We start from the raw sequence: 18338 nt of genomic DNA, 5'->3' as shown, positions 1-18338 counted from the left end.
TATATCTTGAAGCACTACAATACAAAACGGGGTCATAGTTATAATAATTACATGACACCAACAGCGGCCGAAATGGCTGCGTAAATACGCATCCCCTGTTGGTGTACAGTTTTAGTTGACCACATCATAAGTGACGCAGTCACGCTCCCTAGTCCGCAGGGTATTCGCTGTTACCGTCTCAGCTCTTTCTACTTCTGCTTTTCCGAGATTTTGCGTAAGCGCAGCGTTCCGTTAGTGACACAGTCACGTTCCCTAGGCCGCAGGGTGTTCGCTGTTACCGTCTTTGTTCTTCCTAGAACCTAGGTCCTATTTTAGCACTATAATTGAGTAGCACTATTACTCATCAAGGAGCGACATATGGGGCCGTTCACGGTTGCCGCACTGGCTATCATAGGCGTATTTGCTATCGCCGCTTTTAAGGAATACAACAAACATAAAGGTCGAGTCGAGCTCGATGAATTAGTGAGTATTAACACCGAACTAGAAAAGTTAAGAGAGCGAGTCGGCACGCTAGAGCAAATAGTCACAGACAAGTCTTATCAACTCAAAGATGAGATAGATAAGCTGTAGGGGCTAAGAAAGGCAGGAGAATAAGGTTCTAGGCTCTAGGTTCTAGGAAAATGCTAAGATGGTGAAGCAGAGACGGATAAAGCCGGAAGGGCAAAAACGGAAAAACAAGGCTTGAAGATAAGTGCTGAATACTGCTGTTGATTGTATAGCAGGACCAAGTTCGCTCTAGCCGCGCAGCGTTATAGGTTCTAGGACTTAGAAAAAGCAAAGCATCGTAATGCCCACTTCTCTGCTCCCTGCTTTGGCGTAAGCGCAGCGTTCCGTAAGTGACACAGTCACGTTCCTTAGGCCACAGGACGTTCGCAGTTACCGTCTTAGCTCTTCCTGCTACCCGCTTTTGCTATCTTTTGCGTAAAGCGCAGCGTTCCGTAAGTGACACAGTCACGTTCCCTAGTCCGCAGGACGTTCGCAGTTACCGTCTCAGTAGTTACCGTCTTTGCCCTTCTTAGACCTGCTTTTCCTCGGACCTTGTTTTTTGGCTTTTGCTGTTCCTAGCAGGGCAAAGCCCGTCCTCGCAGCGAAGCGCCCTAGGTTCTAGGTTCTAGGCCCTTTTTTAAAACAAAAAAGCCACCTCTCGGTGGCTTTTTGCTGCTAATTCAAGCGCTATAAGGCTTAAACGAACAGGTCTTTAATATTCTTCAAATCGCCTTTGCCTTCGGCAAGCTCTTCAGCAGACAAACCTGAGACTTCGTGTGGGAACACTAACCACTCATCGGATTCATGAATGAAATAGTCAGGCTTTAATGGTACAGCAGTATTTTGTGGCTTGTAATATGGGCAGGCAATACGTACATCTTTTGGCATATTCAGGCGCATTAGATCGCTTAAGTTTTCCATCAGAGCATGGATACTGCGACCCGAATCAAACACGTCATCGACAATCAGTAGACCATCACCAGCGTTAGCATTTTCTACGATGTAATGTAGGCCATGAACCTTGATCTGCTTACTCTGCTTATTGATGCCGTAGTAAGACGAAGTACGTACTGCGATGTGGTCGGTTTCAACTTTCTTAAAGTCAAAGAACTCTTGAACAGCGATGCCAATCGGAGCGCCGCCACGCCAAATACCCACGATAAACTGTGGACGGAAGCCACTTTCATAAACTTGTGCCGCTAAACGAAATGAATCCTCTAGCAACTCTTGTGCGGTAATAAAGCGTTTCTCTGACATCTGACCGTCCCCATCTTGTTATTAATATCTGAATTAAGTCTAATCGTAATCTCAGCTTTAATTGAAGTTAACTGAACTTGAAATCGCCGTTGCTAAAATACCACTCTGACGAGGAGTGATAAAAATAAACAATAGTCCAAAACAGCTAAGCCGATTACGATAAAAAGTAGGTGATGACGTCTATCCCAAGATCGGGAATTGCGCCCAGTAAATAGAAAAACCGTATTCACTGTTCAAAGTCTAGGCACCCACCGGATTTTGGAGGCGAATTTTATACTAAATTCGCTACTATTGCTGTAAAAAAGCCAAAAACTTACATCAGAATCACTAAAATAATAAGGCCACCGATAAGGTAGCCTTAAGTTATTAATCACGCTTTAGCCTTGGAATGAGTAGCCAAGTTAGCGGATAAGCGATTTGTTCAGTACATCTCTAAGTGAATAAATAGCTAAGTTAATAAATAGCTTAGCTAATATCTAAGCGAGTACTAACTTGCTGCTATTAGTCCATGACTGCCCGCTTTGGTAACCATAGAGAAGTTTCTCTCACTGTCTTCGATAAAGTCACGAGTATAGATGGTATCAACATAACGCCAGTCAGTACGCACCTCATCATGGCTAAAAGTGAGCGTCATCAAGCCTCGGTTCATCAAATTGGCATAAGCTAGGTTATCTACCAAATCGATAATCGCAGCCTCAGTTGCGGGTATATCTTTCTCTTCGATACCTAAGTAATACTCAAGTCCTGGTGATGATACCGAGCTAGTGGCAAATTCAACTCCCACGGCATCACCCGCTGCATCCTTTAGCTCATTTGCCCATGCGTTGTGGGTATCTCCCGCAATCACCACAAGGTTCTTAGCCTGTGATTTAGCCGTCGCCAGAATCACCTCTCGCTCATAAGCGTAGCCATCCCAGGCGTCAAGGTTATAAGGGATTGACGGCAGCTGCAGCAACGCCATCGCCTCAGGCGTCAACTTATGACCATAGAAAGATAAATACTTAAGCTCATCTTCAGTCAGGGTAGGATCGCCCGCCGCCTTTCGTGCGGAGAATTGCGCTAATGCCGCCAACTTACCAAACTCAGGGATCGACAACTCTTGGGTTGCAATAGCAGCAGGTAGCATCATCTGCCCCATCAATACTTGTTGCCCCAATACCTGCCAAGTCGCCGTAGAAGTCAGTAACGCCGTTTGTAGCCAAGCTTGCTGCTCTTGGCCAAGCATGGTTCTGTTGGTGTCGGTAATATCCGCCATAAAGCGTGCGCTATCTAAGCCGCCTGTCGCAGGGTCCATATATTCGGCATAATCTAGTGGCTTATCTCGGCCGAGTAAACGAGTATCAAGCATATGCAGATCGACTAAGTCGCCAAATTGGAATGAGCGATAAATCTCTTCATGGTTACCTTCGCGCCATGGCCGGATAGGCAGCCACTCAAAGTACGCCTGCAACGCGGCTTCCTTACGGGCATCGAAATCCCCTTCACCTTCGTTGTGATTCTCAGCGCCATCGCGCCAACTATCGTTTGCCACTTCGTGATCGTCCCACACTGTGATAAACGGCGTTTTACCATGCAACTTCTGCAAACTGATATCGCTGCGATACTGACCGTAGCGGCTACGATAATCCGCAAGGCTCATCAGCTCACCTTCAGGCAATACCTCACGACCAAGCGCCTCGGCACGCTCGCTAGCATACTCACCTCGTGCGTACTCATAGATGTAATCGCCCAAGTGAATAACCGCATCGAGATCATCCATTCTTGACGCCATCTCATAGACATTAAAATACCCGGCGGGGAAGTTAGCGCATGACACCACAGCAAACTTGGCACTATCGATAGCGCCCTGAGGCAAGGTTTTAGTCATTGCTGGCTGCGAGATTTTATTGCCGGTTTTAAAGCGGTAAAAATACTGGCTACCCGCCTCAAGCCCCATAGCGTCGACCTTAACCGTATAGTCCCTGTCGCTGCTTGTCATGGTCTCGCCATTACTCACTAACTGGCTAAATGCGGCGTCAGTTGCCACCTCCCACGACACCTTGATCTCGCCATCAATCTCTGGAGTGACTCGAGTCCAGAGTATCACCGCGTCATGGCTAGGGTCGCCACTGGCAAGGCCATGGAGGAATTCGGCATAGATGCCATTGTCGTCATCGTCACTACTACAGCCCATCAGGCCGTAGGATACGACGGCAGCGCCAACCCCTTTTGCCGACATTGCCAAAAAGTCTCTTCGAGTAAAAGGTCGTTTCATTGTTATTATTCCTTTAATATTACGTTCTAGTTTTACGTGGTACGAGGTCTAATCAGTTAAGATACTAAAGCACCACCATGACACGAAAAAGACAAAGATGTAAACAACCTGTTAAATGCAAAGAAATATGTTCTAGGGAAGGCTAAGGCAGTAGAAGTCGGTAAAGGCAGGGAAAGCAAAGCCTAAATCCATGCTTTCTTTTGATCTTATAGCAGGACGAAGTCCGCTCTATCCGCGAAGCGTCCTAGCAGCAAGTTTACGAGAGCTCTAGATTCTAGCAAAAGCAGGCAGCAATGCAGCTTTCCTAGTTCCTGCTTTTCATAGCTGCTTCTTTAAAACCTAGTACCTTGCTTTATCCTTAGCGCCTAATGCGTAAGGTGCAAGTAACCGGCGCGTGATCGCTACTTTGACTATCACGCTCAAAGCTTGGGTTCACTAAGTGCCTGTCTTCAGTGTGATAGTCACAAACCTCGGCAACGCTATTATCAAAGCTTGGGTCAAAGTCTGCTGAAAGTAATATGTAGTCCAGCACATTACCGCTGGCACCGTAGTAATGAGTCGGCGCCCGCGATGCCCGCGCTTTAGCCAGCATTCGCTCTTCCTCTTCAGCAATTTCCTCAAGGTTTGCCTCTGTAGCCTTAACCCCAAACAAGTCCTGCAAGCCTTGCTGAAATAGCTTATAAGCATCTGTTAGCGGATAATTTGCTAACTCGCCAAGTCCCTCTTTTTCAAAGCGCAGCTCGCGATTTGTTAGTGGCGATAATACCGAGCTAGTCAGCTCTTCATTAAAGTCGCCCATCAACATCATAGGCTGATTGGTTTCTATGCGTCTTTGCAGCATGGCATGAAATAACAGCGCCGCCTCACTGCCTCGCTGAATACTCGACGCCCATTGGCCTAGACTGTTACGCCCTAATAACTCACCGAAGTTAACCAAAGGGGCGGCTGACGGGCGATTTACTGCTTGAGTAAGCTTTGATTGAACAAACTTAGGCGCTGGCAACTCATCTAGATGTGGGCGCTTAGATTTAAAGTGCACCACGTAGATATCGCAAAGGCCAATTTGCGGCAACTGCACAGTAGCTCGCAGCGGTTTACGACTAAATGCAAAGTCAGGGTTTAGACCAAGCCCATAAATGTACTCAGGCTCAGCTTCAATCGCGGTCACCTCAGTGACTGGAAACTTCGAGCAAAGTGCGACAACGGGATCGCGGCAAATATAATCGTCAATGACTGTAGGTTCTCCCACAGTGGCAAAATGCTCATAACCCGCAGCGCGCATTTGCTCAGCTAATGCTGGTGCAGAAAACACCTCTTGAAAGCCAATAATATCTGGCTGATGCTGCGCTAAAAACTCAGCCAACCAAGACTGCTTTTTTTGCCATTGCTCTGCGCTATAGATATTTTCAAAATCGTAATAAGCCAATGGCGGTTCAATGTAATTAAACAGGTTAAAGCTTGCTAGTTTGACCCTGTTTGTTTTGCTACTTGTATTCGCCATTACTACCTTTTCCATATGGATATCTAAACTAACAATTAAGTGTTAATACTAAAGCTATTCGGCAGCGCCTTTATCACCTTTAAGCTTGATAAATAGCTCCATCAACAACACAGCCAATGCACCAGCTATCACGCCAAAAATCGCATTCAAAATACTTGGGGTGATAAATGCCACTACTGGCCCGACAAACTCAAATGCCTCAATCCAAGCTGCGGCCGCAGTGATTTTATCGCCAACCCAATGCCAACCATGAGTTAAAATACCGCCGCCGACCATAAACATGGCAATGGTGCCCACCACCGACAGTGTCTTCATTAAATAAGGCGCAGAGTTCAGCAGCATCATGCCAAAGCGGCGCTTAAATCGAGCCCACTGGGTTTCTCCTGGGCGCTGACTTAAATACAGCCCTGCATCATCAAGCTTAACGATACCAGCGACTAACCCATACACACCTATGGTCATAATGATGGCAATAACACTTAGAGTGAAAAATTGAGTACTCAAGCTCTTATCCGCCACTATGCCTAAGGTGATGGCAATGATCTCCGCCGATAACACAAAGTCGGTACGTATCGCCCCTTTAACTTTATTGGCCTCGTACTCTTTAACATCGGTTATCTCCTCAGGGCTTGCCTGAGATTCATCGATTTGATGGTGCTTGTTGGCTGAATAGCTATGGTAGATTTTTTCAAAACCTTCATAGCAAAGGTACAGACCACCAAACATCAGTAGTGGCGTCACCGCCCATGGGATAAAGGCGCTAATCAACATAGCCGCCGGCACTAAGATACACTTATTCTTAAATGAACCTACGGCAACGGCCCACACCACAGGCAGCTCTCTATCGGCGCTAACACCCGACACCTGCTGTGCGTTTAACGCTAAATCATCGCCCAACACCCCCGCCGTTTTGCGGGCGGCGATTTTACTCATTGCGGCGACATCATCCAAAATCGTCGCGATATCATCTAACAAGGTTAATAAGCTAGCCCCAGCCATATCGACTCCTTTATCACTTAATGGCGCTCACGCCGAAAATCCATCTCATCGCTTTCTAATAATACTCTCACTATAGCGGTTATTGTGAATAAGCTAATGACAATAAACTGTTAGCCACAGCAAAAAATGCCTCTTCACTTGGCTCAAGGTAAACATGATAGCCCTTACTAGTCACTTTAAAAGCAAAATTCAAGCAACTTTGTTTTGCTAAACGAGTATACTGTCGGCAATATTTTTAACCTTGCCTATAACTTTTATTTTTAACTTCTATCTTAAACAAAGGATTTCATAATGACTCAAGATGAAATGAAAAAAGCTGCCGGTTGGGCTGCACTTCAGTACGTAGAAGAGAACAGCATTGTTGGTGTAGGAACCGGCTCAACGGTAAATCACTTTATTGATGCACTTGCGACAATGAAGTTCGATATCGAAGGTGCGGTATCAAGCTCTGAAGCATCAACAGAGAAAATGAAAGCGCTAGGTATTCCTGTTTTCGATTTAAACAGCGTTAATGAGTTATCTGTTTATGTTGATGGTGCTGACGAGATCAACAGTCAAATGCACATGATTAAAGGTGGCGGAGCAGCGCTAACTCGCGAGAAAATCGTTGCCGCTGTTGCTGATAAATTTATCTGTATCGTTGATAACACCAAGCAAGTCGATATCTTAGGTGAGTTCCCACTGCCTATCGAAGTGATCCCAATGGCACGCTCATACGTGGCTCGCCAAATTGTTAAACTAGGCGGCGACCCTGTTTACCGCGAAGGTTGTGTTACCGATAACGGCAACATCATCTTAGATGTGTACAACATGAAGATCATGAAGCCTGAAGAGCTAGAAGAGCAGATTGACGGCATTGTTGGTGTAGTGACTAACGGTCTATTCGCTAAGCGCGGCGCAGACGTGCTATTAGTTGGCACCCCTGAAGGGGTTAAAACGGTTACTTATTAATTGAACCTTTGCTGTTCAATATGGGAGTTTCCCATCACTAAAAGCCACTCTTTGAGTGGCTTTTTTGTTTGCCGTCCCCCGCCATCATTAAAAGAATTCATCTAGCTTAGGTTTATTAACAACACTTGATATAGAACAAATCGGATTCGACCGAGCGCTGTAGGTTATAGCAATCGACCGTAAACCCAAGCTCAAGGACAGAAAATGACGGTTCCCCAGGTAAACAACACGCCCAATGATCTTGCAGCGAGGGATGTTGCAGTCATCGGTGGCGGCATTATCGGGATCTGCACGGCTTATTATCTACATAAGGCGGGTAAGTCTGTAGTGGTTATCGACAAAGATGAGATAGGTAAAGCCTGCTCATTTGGTAACGCCGGTTATATTACCCCGAGTCACTTCATTCCTCTGGCGGCGCCAGGCATGATCCAAAAAGGCCTAAAGTGGATGCTCAATCCACAGAGCCCATTCTACGTTCGCCCAAGCCTTAATATCGACTTCTTAAAATGGCTAATATCATTTGCCAAAAAGTGTACGCAGCAACATACCTTAGCTAATCAGCAGGCCATTTTAGATATCAACCTTAAATCCCTTGAGCTATATCAAGTGCTGCACCAACAAGCGGAATTTAACTTTGAATTCCATCAACAGGGCCTGCTGATGCTTTGTAAAACCCAGCAAGGTTTAAACGATGAAGCAAAAACGGTCGCCGCAGCCAACAAGCTGGGCCTGCAAGCTAAGATGCTCACACCCCAAGCCTTGAGAAAACTCGAACCCAATATTCAGCTCGATGTGATGGGGGCGAGTTTCTACCCAGAAGACGCGCATATAGCCCCCTATGAATTTATTTTAGCGATGAAAAACTACCTAGTCGCTCAAGGGGTAGAGTTTAGAGAAAACACAGAGATAACAGGCTTCAGTACCGATACCAGTAAATCGACAATCACCGCCGCAGCAACCGCAAGCGGCGATATCAAAGCCTTAGATTTTGTCCTCGCCAACGGCGCTTGGTCGCCCAAGCTTGCCAAGCAGCTTGGGCTAAATTTACCTGTTCAATCAGGAAAAGGGATCTGTGTCAGCTTCGACAAGCCGCCCGTCAAAGAGGGCGCCAAACTTGAGTGCCGTACCCCGTTTATACTAAGTGAAGCCAAGGTGGCGGTAAGCCCGTTAGATAACAGTATTCGATTTGGCGGCACCATGGAGCTTGGAGTGTTATCGAGTCAGGAGCCCGTTGACATCAGTCCAAATCGGATCAAAGGGCTAATCAAATCCGCAGCCCGCTATCTACCAGACTTAGATACAGCTCAGGTTAAATCTGAAGAGTTTTGGTCTGGCTTTCGCCCCTGTAGCCCAGACGGCCTGCCGATAATCGGCAAAGCTCCTCAGTTAGCGAATCTAACCATAGCCACAGGACATGCCATGATGGGCCTAAGTTTAGGCCCAATAACGGGTAAGCTGGTAAGTGAGATCATCAATAAACAGAAAACCAGTTTGGATCTGACGCCGTTTTCACCTCAGAGGTTTGGCTGATGGTTAGACTACGTCTAACAACTTTGAATCAAACTTCGTTTGATAACAACGCCCTGACAGACTTGATATATTTTTAGGCTCAGAGTGGCATTCGACAAAAGTGGTTCCAATTGCCTGCGGCAAGCGAATGTGCAGACACTTCTGAGACACGCTGCAAGTACGTCCCTGTAAGCTCTGCGATGGCATCCATGCCATCGAAGGCCTCAGCTGTTTCTACACTAGGTTGCAAAAGCATAATCTTTGAAATTTAGCGTTATGGCTATGGCTCTAGCCATAACTTGTTACTGTGTAGAAGCAAGTTAATGGTTAGGGTATAAAGCAGGAGCGAGGATTAGGAAATGTATGGTAATTGACCCCATAGAGTTAGAGGAAACTGCTCTAACTTTTGATCAAGAGCGGTCTATAAATATGAGCAAGCTAGGATCACTTAGCTTGCTCTCTTTGAATCGATTTATTAAGCGTTCTTACTGTTAACCAGTGATTTGGATTCTAGCCAGCGTAGGGCAACTAATGCAGCAACCGAGCAAATGGCTTCATCATTCAGATCAACAAATTCAAGCTGTTCAATTTCCGCATCAGGCTGCAACTCACCGGTAAAATCAGCAAAGTAGCAGGTCAGCTTAACCGACACGCCCTCAGCCTTACCATCCGCCTGCGCAGTAAAGGTGTTCATATATTCAATAGTGCTCGGCTCAAGCTCGACAGACAGCTCTTCTTTAATCTCACGCACCAATGCCTGCTCATCACTCTCACCCGCCTCACGCTTACCACCCGGCAGATAAAACAACTGCTTACCTTTAGAGCGCACCGCCAACAACTTGCCATCTCGAATCAACACCCAAGCAAGCTTATCAATCACTTTCATTATTTTCCTTAGAACGAAAATATTGCATTAACGCCCCCATAAAATGAGGATAATGCTTGACTATAATTAGCGATAAAGGAGCAAAAGCCAACTGTTTTTAGTCCTTGTTAATTTTATCGTTATATTTTTTATGCAATAAGATTGCACTCTCTGGTTTAATACCTTCATCAAGACTTAAGTAAGCCCAGATAAAGGCTGACAGTATAAATATCAAGTAAACTGGGAAGCTATAAGTATTATCAATAGGTAATTGAGGAGTTATAATGATCAACCCGACTGCAATAAAAGATGATGCAAAATAACCAGCTAGCAACAACCACTTTTTAAATATTAATTTATTCGTCGTAATTTTTTCCTTATAGCGTATTTTTTTATAGTCATCACAAAATTCGATATAACGACGACCTTTAATGTATGACAAAATATCAGAAGTGGGTGTTTTCGATTTCAAAAAAAAGTTTATTACTGGGTAGTCAATAAGAACCCCAAACCTATTTTGAAATATTTGTTCAACCGTAAAGTGATATTTAGGAGAGCTATTTTTTTCTATTTCAGAAATCATTTCTGAAATTCGAGTAGTTTTTTCCTCTCTTCCTCGATCTATACGACTTTTAATCACTTTAAACAGAAATATAAAAAGCAATACAACTAAAGCCCCCATTTTGGGAGTACCGAGTTCACCGTATCCAAACCTTATTAATGCTTCCATGACTCACCGTTTCCTAATAAAAATATAACAGGTTATTAAACCGCAGCACGATAACATTTTTATCGGTGTTGCATTTTTAAATTTTATTTGTGCGTCTCGACAAAACGCTTAGCCTGAATATAACCTATTGTTTTAATAGGTAGTACTAAAATCACTAGAAGATTTCCTAAACACTGCCGCTTAGTAAAACTTTAGTCGTAACTTTACTTTTTTAGTAACCAAGGGATGAGGTTCACAACCAAACCAACAGAAAAAACCATCCCCATCGAAGTTGCCGAATTACACAGATGGCTCTTTACCTAAAATAATACCGTGGAAGCATCAAAGATGATGGTTCAGGCTCGGGGGGACATGGCCATTCTTTGGCATCTGACCTATAGGGATATTGGAAATGTCATTATGATGTAGGGAACATCATTGACCATGCCATCACGGCATTTGTGAATCCATTCACATCAGATGTCCCACCTAAGCCGTTAGGCGATTTTTATTGGAATATGAGGCCCGTATCCAACGCATGTAACTTCGTCGGGGCAGCTCGGACTCTTTATAAAAGAAATGGGCAAGAGGAGGAAGTTGTTGTCCAATAACGAAATATGTCTTTAGCCATAACTCTAACCTCTAAAGGTTGTGCTGTTCTAACCTACTGTAGATACAGCTGAGGCCTTCGATGGCATGGATGCCATCGCAGAGCTTACAGGGACGTACTCGCAGCGTGTCTCAGAAGTATCTGCACATACGCCGGCCGCAGGCCATTGGAACCACTTTTGTTGAATGTAACTCTTAGCCTAAATATATATCGAGTATTTACGGTTATGGTATCAAGTGCAGCCTGATGCCCCACATGTAGGGCATCAAGCTGCGACTTTAGTTGTTAGACGCAGCCTAACTTAATCACTTTTATCAAACGAAGTTTGATTGCTTAAGCCCAAACGCCAGCTTGATTACCCAATCACTAATCCGTGATTACATAAAGGCTAACAACGGCGAAATACACAACAAAACACCCGTCACAATAATCAGGTTAGTCGCCCAACCTTTATATTTGTTTAAGTGCGGTACCTTGTACACCAAGTAAGCTGGGATTAAACAACCCACCAAACCAAAGATAGGGCTACAGATAGAGGTGAATGACAGAATTGGTGCGTTTAACGCTATCGCAGACCAAGCCAGTAAAATAATGAATACAGTGATGAGTTTATTCACTAGCTCTTTATTAATCTGTGACTCTTTACGGCTACGCAGCAAGATGTTCATTGCAATGCCACGACAGGCTTCTTGGAAGGCTAAGAACACACCGAAGAATGAGGTCACTACCGCAAAGATGTTAATCACGATACCCGTCACTGTCGCCCAGCTGCCAGGGAAGTATTGCGCAATAATCGCCAGAGCAGAGATGTTCTGGTTCATCGCCTCAGTCGCTTGGGTTTGGCTAATAGCAAAGGTAAAGGATATTGCGAAGAAGAACACCACCACAAACAGAATAGCGAAGGCAATTTTCATTGCTCGTTCAGCCTTGAAACGCGCCACTTCAATCGACTTTTCATGTGAGCGATACGAGATAACCATAGGGCTTAACGATTGGATAAACAGAATCGAGGTTAAGGTAAATGGCAGGGTAATAATGGCATTTTTCAGCATTGGGCCAAACTCTCCCATGCTTGGAATATTCGCCATATCCCAACGCGCCATCAGTAATACCGCCATTACCGCTACCAATGTCAGTACGGTTACCGCCATAAAGCCTGATAACTTAAACAGTAACTTTTCGCCTTTTGAGCCGATAAAAGCCAATAGGCAGATTAAACCTAAACCGTAGAATACATTGTCACTTAGCTTGCCCTCTGTCACCCCAAATGAATGTAGGTAAGAGGCACTGTCGTTGGTCACGGCTAACGAATAAACCAGCACCCAAATAACCAACATTACGAAATAAAGCACGCCTAGTGCTATGCCCCAGTTTTTGCCTAGATAGTTTTCAATAACGCCTGGATAGTCAGTACACTTTTTTGACTCAGCTAAGGTATTAATGAATAACTTTTGGAATAGATACATTGCTGGGTAACCTATGATGGATGACAGCAAAAATACCCATAATCCCATTACGCCAACCTGAACAGGTAAAAATACAATACCGGCACCGATGGCCATACCTATGCTCATCACTATCCAACCAAGGTCGACACTGTCAAACTTGGTCGCTTGTTGCCATTCGGCCTTAGTCATATTGGCGCGTTCGTGCAGAGGTTTCGCTTGCATGTCACCAGTTGGTGAACCTTGAATTACTTCACTCATCAGTCAATTCCATTAAATTTGGCAATAGCCACTGAAATGATAAAAATTATAATTATGGGTATAGGTCAAACACGGTTAGTACTGCGTTTGCTTGGCCTGAGCATACTCAAGGATGGAGAGAATTTTTTTATTAAAATTCATAGCCATTGGCGTAGTTTTAGCAAAAAATACTCTCAATTCAGTGATTTTTTCACATGGTTTATCTGTACTGATCCAGATCAAGAGTTAATCACTTTTAACCGCCCAATAGTTTGATGTCCTTCACCTTATTAGTCATTAACCTTCAGCTTACAAGAGTGCAAAAACGTGACTCATTTCAATGTTTTAGATTTTAACTTAGAGAGGTGTGGCGCACATTTCGCGAATTAAAGTGATAGCCACAGCTAAACCAAATCTATATGTGAGCAAAATCACTCACCCACCAAGAATGCAAATAAGTTTAAAAATCAGCCTTGTAGAGCATTTTTTAATAAGAGAACTTAAGCCCGTTGTTATTAAAGGCCAGTCACAGAGGTGGTATTTATATTGATTGGCACTTTTGAATGAGAGCTTGAATAAGAGTTTTAATAAGCGTTTGAATACTCGTTTTAATACTGGGGGGACAGAGTGGGTAGAGGAAAATGTTAGCAGAGAAAGCAGAGCTAGAAACTAAAAAGCCAAATCGATGCGCAACGAACAATCGATTTGGCTTAAATTTTTGACTTTAGATTTAAACTTTAGATTTAAGCCGGGCTGGCTTACTTGTGCATCATGATCTCTAAGATCTGCACATCGGTTTGCGTCATAGCCCCATTAGCCAATGCTGCAAGATTACGGATGGTTTGATCGACATCATCTGCAACAATACCTTCAGTGCCTGTGACTCGAATACCATCAATCGCCATTAAAGCCGCCTTTACCGCAGCCCCTGCCGATGAAGACACTTTCATTGCACAAGCAGTTTTGGCACCATCACAAATAACGCCGCTGACATCGCCAATCATGCTGCAAATAGCTGCACTTACCTGCTCTATCTCACCGTCAAGCAAATAGGTTATACCCGCTGCAGAGCCCATGGCTGCAGTTGTTGCGCCGCATAGCGCTGAGAGCTTGTTTTGATAGCTTTTAATGTAGATAGCGGTTAAATGCGACAGCATTAATGCGCGGATGGTTTGCTCTTCACTCGACTTAAGAAAATCGGCACTCACAACAACTGGCATAGTGGCCGCAATACCTTGGTTGCCTGAGCCTGAGTTGCTCATTGCTGGCATCATAGCGCCATCCATTCGCGCATCAGATGCGCCAGCGGTGCGGGTTAATACTTCAGTCAATAAGCCGCCAGACAGTAGACCTCGTTGCTGGTTTTTAATGAAAGTCGCGCCGATTTTTAAACCGTAGTTACCCGTTAGGCCTTCATTAGACAAAGCATCATTCAATGTTTTTGCCTGCAGAATAAAACGAATGTCGTCCAAAGGAATGTGCATGGCAAAATCGTAAATATCTTGTAGTTTTGCCTCTGTAAATGGGCTAGCTTTGCTGTTGTCTTTCACAGCTTCAATCTTTGGAGTAACTAAACACTGCTCGCCATTTTTATCTATTGCGACCACTTTGGTGTGACTATCGGCAATGGTGACGCTCACCGTTTGCTGCTGATAATACACTGTCACTTTGGCGTACAAGACATTAGCCACATCGGCAACACCGACTGTCACTTGATTGTTTTCAAGCATCAATTTAGCTACTTGAACATCGCTAGCAGTTAGGCTTTTTAACACTTCAAGACCAGCGTGACGATCACCAGCAACGGCGCCGATTGCTGCCGCAATAGGCAGACCAACCATTCCTGTGCCAGGAATACCAACACCCATGCCATTTTTCATTAAATTTGCAGAAACGCTGACGTCTATCTTAATGTCTTGCAAAACATCCTGTTTAACGTCCAGATCAACGCTACTAGCTGGGTCTTTTATCCCTAGCTCATCAATAGCAATTGCAGCGGCTAATGCCACAGAAATAGGCTCGGTACAGCCAAGGGCTGGAACGACATCGCGTGTAACTGCTTCAAGGAATAAAGGCCATAAGTGTTGTTTCATCGTTCTACTCACTTCTAGTAATCGACACTATTTGGAAAATAGTCATTGCAATCTTTGTCTCATTGTAATGGATTAACTGAAGAATTATTTTTCCATTTTTTCTACCAATGAGACATAAAAGAGAAAGATTTTCTATTATAATACGATCGAAAGTTATACAGGTGCTTAAATAAGCAATAATGCATAATCACTAGATAACAGTTAGATAACCAATAGAGAATATCTGTAAGGAAGAAGCTTGTGGTTGAAAAAGTAAAACTAGATAAAGTCGACCGACAGCTGCTCACCATGCTGCAGCACGATGTCACCTTGTCGCTTAACGAGTTGGCCAAAGCTGTTAATTTAACCACCACCCCTTGCTGGAAACGCTTAAAGCGTTTAGAAGAAGAAGGGGTGATTAACAAGCGAGTCGCCCTGCTCGACCCCAGTAAAATCGGCGTCGACTTCACCGCATTTGTGCAGGTTAAGACCTGTGACCACTCCCATGCTTGGTATGAAACCTTTATTGAAGCCGTATACGCCATGCCTGAGGTGATGGAGTTTTATCGTATGGCTGGAGAGTATGATTATATGATGCGGGTACAAGTTGAAGACATGGCGGCATTTGATCACTTTTATAAGCGCTTGGTTAATCAAGTGGCAGGTTTAACCAATGTCACTTCAACCTTTGCTATGGAATCATTGAAATTCAGCACGGTTTTGCCATTAAAGCCTGCGTAATTACCTTCTAGGTACAGCAAACAAAAAAGGATGCAACCAGTGCATCCTTTTCTATAATCAAGTCAGTTAATGTCTACTTTGGTTCTATCTGTTCAACCATCAGCTGTAAGCTTTGATTGCCTCTAAACTCGTTTACATCGAGCTTATACACCACCTGTGCATACTGAATTGTGGCATCGGGCCAGGTCTTCAAATCCACATTAAAAGCGATGGCATCGAGCATCACTCGGCCGCATTCGGTTTCTAGGATCAGTTTTAAGTGCTTCTCACCCACGATGCGCTGCTGGATCACTCTAAAGTAACCATCAAATAAAGGTTCAGTGAATGACTGTCCCCATGGGCCGGCATTTCTAAGCTCAGTGGCAAGATCAAGTTTGAACTGCTCTGGTACTAGCTCGCCATCAGATACCAGCTCGCCAGTTAATAACTCTGGCGCTAACACTTCACGCACCGCTTTATCGTAAGCATCGGCAAACAAGGCAAACTGCCCAGCTTGAATAGATAAGCCTGCAGCCATAGCATGACCACCGAACTTTAAAATCAGCCCAGGGTGGCGAGTGTTGATCAGCTCTAGTAGGTCGCGCATATGCAGACCTTTAATGGAGCGCGCCGAGCCTTTAATCTCGCCTTCGCCCGCTTCAGCAAAAGCAATGACTGGGCGGTGATATTTGTCTTTTATCCGTGAGGCTAAAATACCGATAACCCCTTGATGCCAGTCGGCTTGAAAAATAGCAATGCCCCAAGGTAGTTCAGCTTCATTAAGCTCGACACTTTCAAGGCTCTTAAGCGCTTCTTGCTGCATATCGGCTTCAAGATCACGTCGCTCGGCGTTTAAGCCATCGAGCTCGGATGCCATACGCCTTGCAAGCATAATGTCGTCACACAATAAGGTTTCGACCCCGAGCGCCATTTCATCGAGACGCCCTGCCGCGTTAAGTCTTGGCCCCACGGCAAAACCAAAGTCTGAGGCAACGATACGCGATGGCGTGCGTTTTGCCACTTCTAGCAAGGCTGTAATCCCCACGCGGCAGCGCCCCGCTTTAACTCGCTGTAAACCCGCTTCAACCAAAATTCTATTATTGGTATCAAGCGATACCACATCAGCCACTGTGCCAAGGGCTACAATATCCAGTAGCTGCGCAAGGTTAGGTTCGGCTATATTTTGCAGCTGATACCAGTTACGGCTACGTAGCTCGGCTCTCAACGCCGACATTAAGTAAAACGCCACCCCTACTCCGGCAATCGACTTGCTAGCAAAGCCGCAACCGTCCTGATTGGGATTCACTATGGCATCGGCCTCAGGCAAAGTATGGCCCGGTAAGTGATGGTCGGTGATCACCACAGTCATACCTAAAGCTTTGGCCGCAGCCACGCCTTCGATAGATGAAATGCCGTTATCAACGGTGATCAGCAGCTCAGCATTTTTGCTGGCGGCAACCGAGACGATTTCAGGGCTTAAGCCGTAACCGTAGTCAAAGCGGTTCGGAATAAGATAATCCACTTTCTGAGCGCCCATCATCCGCAGCGCCAATACACATACACTGGTAGATGTCGCGCCGTCGGCGTCAAAGTCGCCCATAATCAAAATTGCTTTTTGCGCCTCAATGGCGTCAGCAACTATTTTAGCGGCCTGTTCAAGCCCCGCCATGGTATTGGGCCTGAGTAACTTAGCTAGGCTCAGCTCGCAGTCAGATGCACTAACTCCACGACTGGCATAGATCTGTTTTAATATTGGCGAAAACGTATCGGGAAGGTGACTATCATCGACTCTTGGGCGGCGAACTATCTTATGGATCACGTTGGATTAAACCCTCAAAACTAAAAACAGTAGCAGCATAACAAAGACTGCTAGAAAAGGGGCACAAAAAAGGTGAGCCTAGGCCCACCTTTTTTAGCGATAACGTTTACAGACCATGCTTTATAAGACTGTATTTGCTCTTATGTAGGCCTTATTTGCGCCTAATAGTTACTGTACAGACTCTAGTGTACGTAGTAGAGCCTTAGGTGGCTGGTAACCTGGGATCAAAGTACCGTCTTCAAGAATGATTGCCGGTGTACCATTAATACCAATAGCTTGTCCTGCATGATATTGCTCGGCAATTTTAGCGTCACACTTAGCTTGCTTAACTGCCTTACCATTTTTAGCCTCGCCCATCGCCTTTAACGGATCGGTCGCACACCATACCGACTCCATCTCGTCGGCATTCGCCGAAGGCACGCCTGCACGTGGGAAAGCTAAGTAACGCACAGTAATGCCTAGGTCATTATAACCGTCCATTTCGTTGTGCAACTTACGGCAATAGCCACAGCTAACATCGGTAAAGATAGTCACTACATGCTTTTCATTCTTGGCTTTGTAAACCAGCATGTTTTCTTCTAGTGGCTTGAGCATGTCCAAACGTGGGCCCGCCATTGCCGCCTCAGTTAGATTCTTCATGCCCTTATCTAGGTCATAAAGGCTACCGTGAAATAGCTTTGAACCATCTTTAGAGATATACAGCACACCGCGATCGGTAAAGGCTTCATATAGCTCTGCAACTGGTGACGGCTTTATTGAGATCACTTCAACGCTTAATGTATCACTTAGCTTTTGCTTTAATGCGGCGGTATCGTCGCTGCTATTCGATGCCGCTAGGGCTGCTGGTGCAATCATCATTGCAGCAATCAAAGAAAATGTTCGAGTGAACTTCATTAGTTTT

Annotated in this window: 15 protein-coding genes; 4 read left to right on the top strand and 11 right to left on the bottom strand. The window is 44.9% G+C overall.

The genetic code is table 11. The annotated features are described in order from the left end of the window. Window positions 1-357: 357 nt before the first annotated feature. Window positions 358-570, top strand: a complete 213-nt coding sequence (locus K5Q73_RS13145; RefSeq protein ID WP_220759181.1) for a hypothetical protein — start codon at window positions 358-360, stop codon at window positions 568-570. A 612-nt stretch (window positions 571-1182) separates the two neighbouring features. Here K5Q73_RS13145 and K5Q73_RS13140 read toward each other — a convergent pair. The 4 genes from K5Q73_RS13140 to K5Q73_RS13125 all read right to left on the bottom strand — a co-directional run bounded on the left by K5Q73_RS13140 (window position 1183) and on the right by K5Q73_RS13125 (window position 6497). Further along, on the bottom strand, window positions 1183-1743 hold the full coding sequence (locus K5Q73_RS13140; protein ID WP_012154082.1) for a phosphoribosyltransferase: 561 nt from the start codon (window positions 1741-1743) through the stop codon (window positions 1183-1185). Between the two features lie 487 nt (window positions 1744-2230). Continuing rightward, entirely contained in the window at window positions 2231-3997 is a 1767-nt protein-coding gene (locus K5Q73_RS13135; protein ID WP_220759180.1) for an alkaline phosphatase, read from the bottom strand. 358 nt (window positions 3998-4355) lie between these two features. After that, on the bottom strand, window positions 4356-5513 hold the full coding sequence (locus K5Q73_RS13130) for an endonuclease/exonuclease/phosphatase family protein (RefSeq protein WP_259655235.1): 1158 nt from the start codon (window positions 5511-5513) through the stop codon (window positions 4356-4358). 39 nt (window positions 5514-5552) lie between these two features. Further along, entirely contained in the window at window positions 5553-6497 is a 945-nt protein-coding gene (locus tag K5Q73_RS13125; RefSeq protein WP_220759178.1) for a DUF808 domain-containing protein, read from the bottom strand. Between the two features lie 291 nt (window positions 6498-6788). Between K5Q73_RS13125 and rpiA the strand changes: the two genes are divergently transcribed. Further along, on the top strand, window positions 6789-7448 hold the full coding sequence (gene rpiA, locus K5Q73_RS13120) for a ribose-5-phosphate isomerase RpiA (RefSeq protein ID WP_220759177.1): 660 nt from the start codon (window positions 6789-6791) through the stop codon (window positions 7446-7448). Window positions 7449-7652: 204 nt separating this feature from the next. Then, window positions 7653-8978 carry an FAD-binding oxidoreductase gene (locus tag K5Q73_RS13115; protein WP_220759176.1) on the top strand — a complete coding sequence of 442 codons (1326 nt, stop codon included), beginning with the start codon at window positions 7653-7655 and terminating at the stop codon, window positions 8976-8978. A 79-nt stretch (window positions 8979-9057) separates the two neighbouring features. On the opposite strand, the gene K5Q73_RS13110 is transcribed toward K5Q73_RS13115, so the two are convergent. From K5Q73_RS13110 to K5Q73_RS13090, 5 genes are all read right to left on the bottom strand, one after another. Continuing rightward, entirely contained in the window at window positions 9058-9207 is a 150-nt protein-coding gene (locus K5Q73_RS13110; protein ID WP_220759175.1) for a hypothetical protein, read from the bottom strand. A 225-nt stretch (window positions 9208-9432) separates the two neighbouring features. Continuing rightward, window positions 9433-9843 carry an NUDIX domain-containing protein gene (locus tag K5Q73_RS13105; RefSeq protein WP_259650691.1) on the bottom strand — a complete coding sequence of 137 codons (411 nt, stop codon included), beginning with the start codon at window positions 9841-9843 and terminating at the stop codon, window positions 9433-9435. Window positions 9844-9940: 97 nt separating this feature from the next. Beyond that, on the bottom strand, window positions 9941-10552 hold the full coding sequence (locus tag K5Q73_RS13100) for a hypothetical protein (RefSeq protein WP_220759174.1): 612 nt from the start codon (window positions 10550-10552) through the stop codon (window positions 9941-9943). A 966-nt stretch (window positions 10553-11518) separates the two neighbouring features. Then, window positions 11519-12811 carry an amino acid permease gene (locus tag K5Q73_RS13095; RefSeq protein ID WP_220759201.1) on the bottom strand — a complete coding sequence of 431 codons (1293 nt, stop codon included), beginning with the start codon at window positions 12809-12811 and terminating at the stop codon, window positions 11519-11521. A 773-nt stretch (window positions 12812-13584) separates the two neighbouring features. Next, a complete protein-coding gene (locus tag K5Q73_RS13090; protein ID WP_220759173.1) occupies window positions 13585-14919 on the bottom strand; it encodes a serine dehydratase subunit alpha family protein in 1335 nt (444 codons plus the stop codon). 240 nt (window positions 14920-15159) lie between these two features. Here K5Q73_RS13090 and K5Q73_RS13085 point away from each other — a divergent pair, with 240 nt between their 5' ends. Further along, window positions 15160-15639 (top strand): Lrp/AsnC family transcriptional regulator, encoded by a 480-nt coding sequence (locus K5Q73_RS13085; RefSeq protein ID WP_220759172.1) that lies wholly within the window; start codon window positions 15160-15162, stop codon window positions 15637-15639. A 73-nt stretch (window positions 15640-15712) separates the two neighbouring features. Here the strand turns inward: K5Q73_RS13085 and recJ are convergent, their stop codons facing one another. Continuing rightward, window positions 15713-17437 carry a single-stranded-DNA-specific exonuclease RecJ gene (gene recJ, locus K5Q73_RS13080; RefSeq protein WP_220759171.1) on the bottom strand — a complete coding sequence of 575 codons (1725 nt, stop codon included), beginning with the start codon at window positions 17435-17437 and terminating at the stop codon, window positions 15713-15715. Window positions 17438-17605: 168 nt separating this feature from the next. Continuing rightward, complete coding sequence (gene dsbC / locus K5Q73_RS13075) at window positions 17606-18331, bottom strand: bifunctional protein-disulfide isomerase/oxidoreductase DsbC (RefSeq protein WP_220759170.1); 726 nt, start codon at window positions 18329-18331, stop codon at window positions 17606-17608. Window positions 18332-18338 lie beyond the last annotated feature (7 nt).

Origin of the sequence: Shewanella sp. MBTL60-112-B2 (assembly GCF_019655055.1) — a bacterium.
In the GTDB taxonomy this organism is placed as follows: domain Bacteria; phylum Pseudomonadota; class Gammaproteobacteria; order Enterobacterales; family Shewanellaceae; genus Shewanella.
This window is presented reverse-complemented; position numbering and strand designations above follow the sequence as displayed.

Excerpts from the sequence above, each read along its gene's own strand:
- K5Q73_RS13145 (WP_220759181.1), top strand. The coding sequence starts at position 358 with ATGGGGCCGTTCACGGTTGCCGCACTGGCTATCATAGGCGTATTTGCT.
- K5Q73_RS13140 (WP_012154082.1), bottom strand. The coding sequence starts at position 1,743 with ATGTCAGAGAAACGCTTTATTACCGCACAAGAGTTGCTAGAGGATTCA.
- K5Q73_RS13135 (WP_220759180.1), bottom strand. The coding sequence starts at position 3,997 with ATGAAACGACCTTTTACTCGAAGAGACTTTTTGGCAATGTCGGCAAAA.
- K5Q73_RS13130 (WP_259655235.1), bottom strand. The coding sequence starts at position 5,513 with ATGGAAAAGGTAGTAATGGCGAATACAAGTAGCAAAACAAACAGGGTC.
- K5Q73_RS13125 (WP_220759178.1), bottom strand. The coding sequence starts at position 6,497 with ATGGCTGGGGCTAGCTTATTAACCTTGTTAGATGATATCGCGACGATT.
- rpiA (WP_220759177.1), top strand. The coding sequence starts at position 6,789 with ATGACTCAAGATGAAATGAAAAAAGCTGCCGGTTGGGCTGCACTTCAG.
- K5Q73_RS13115 (WP_220759176.1), top strand. The coding sequence starts at position 7,653 with ATGACGGTTCCCCAGGTAAACAACACGCCCAATGATCTTGCAGCGAGG.
- K5Q73_RS13105 (WP_259650691.1), bottom strand. The coding sequence starts at position 9,843 with ATGAAAGTGATTGATAAGCTTGCTTGGGTGTTGATTCGAGATGGCAAG.
- K5Q73_RS13100 (WP_220759174.1), bottom strand. The coding sequence starts at position 10,552 with ATGGAAGCATTAATAAGGTTTGGATACGGTGAACTCGGTACTCCCAAA.
- K5Q73_RS13095 (WP_220759201.1), bottom strand. The coding sequence starts at position 12,811 with ATGCAAGCGAAACCTCTGCACGAACGCGCCAATATGACTAAGGCCGAA.
- K5Q73_RS13090 (WP_220759173.1), bottom strand. The coding sequence starts at position 14,919 with ATGAAACAACACTTATGGCCTTTATTCCTTGAAGCAGTTACACGCGAT.
- dsbC (WP_220759170.1), bottom strand. The coding sequence starts at position 18,331 with ATGAAGTTCACTCGAACATTTTCTTTGATTGCTGCAATGATGATTGCA.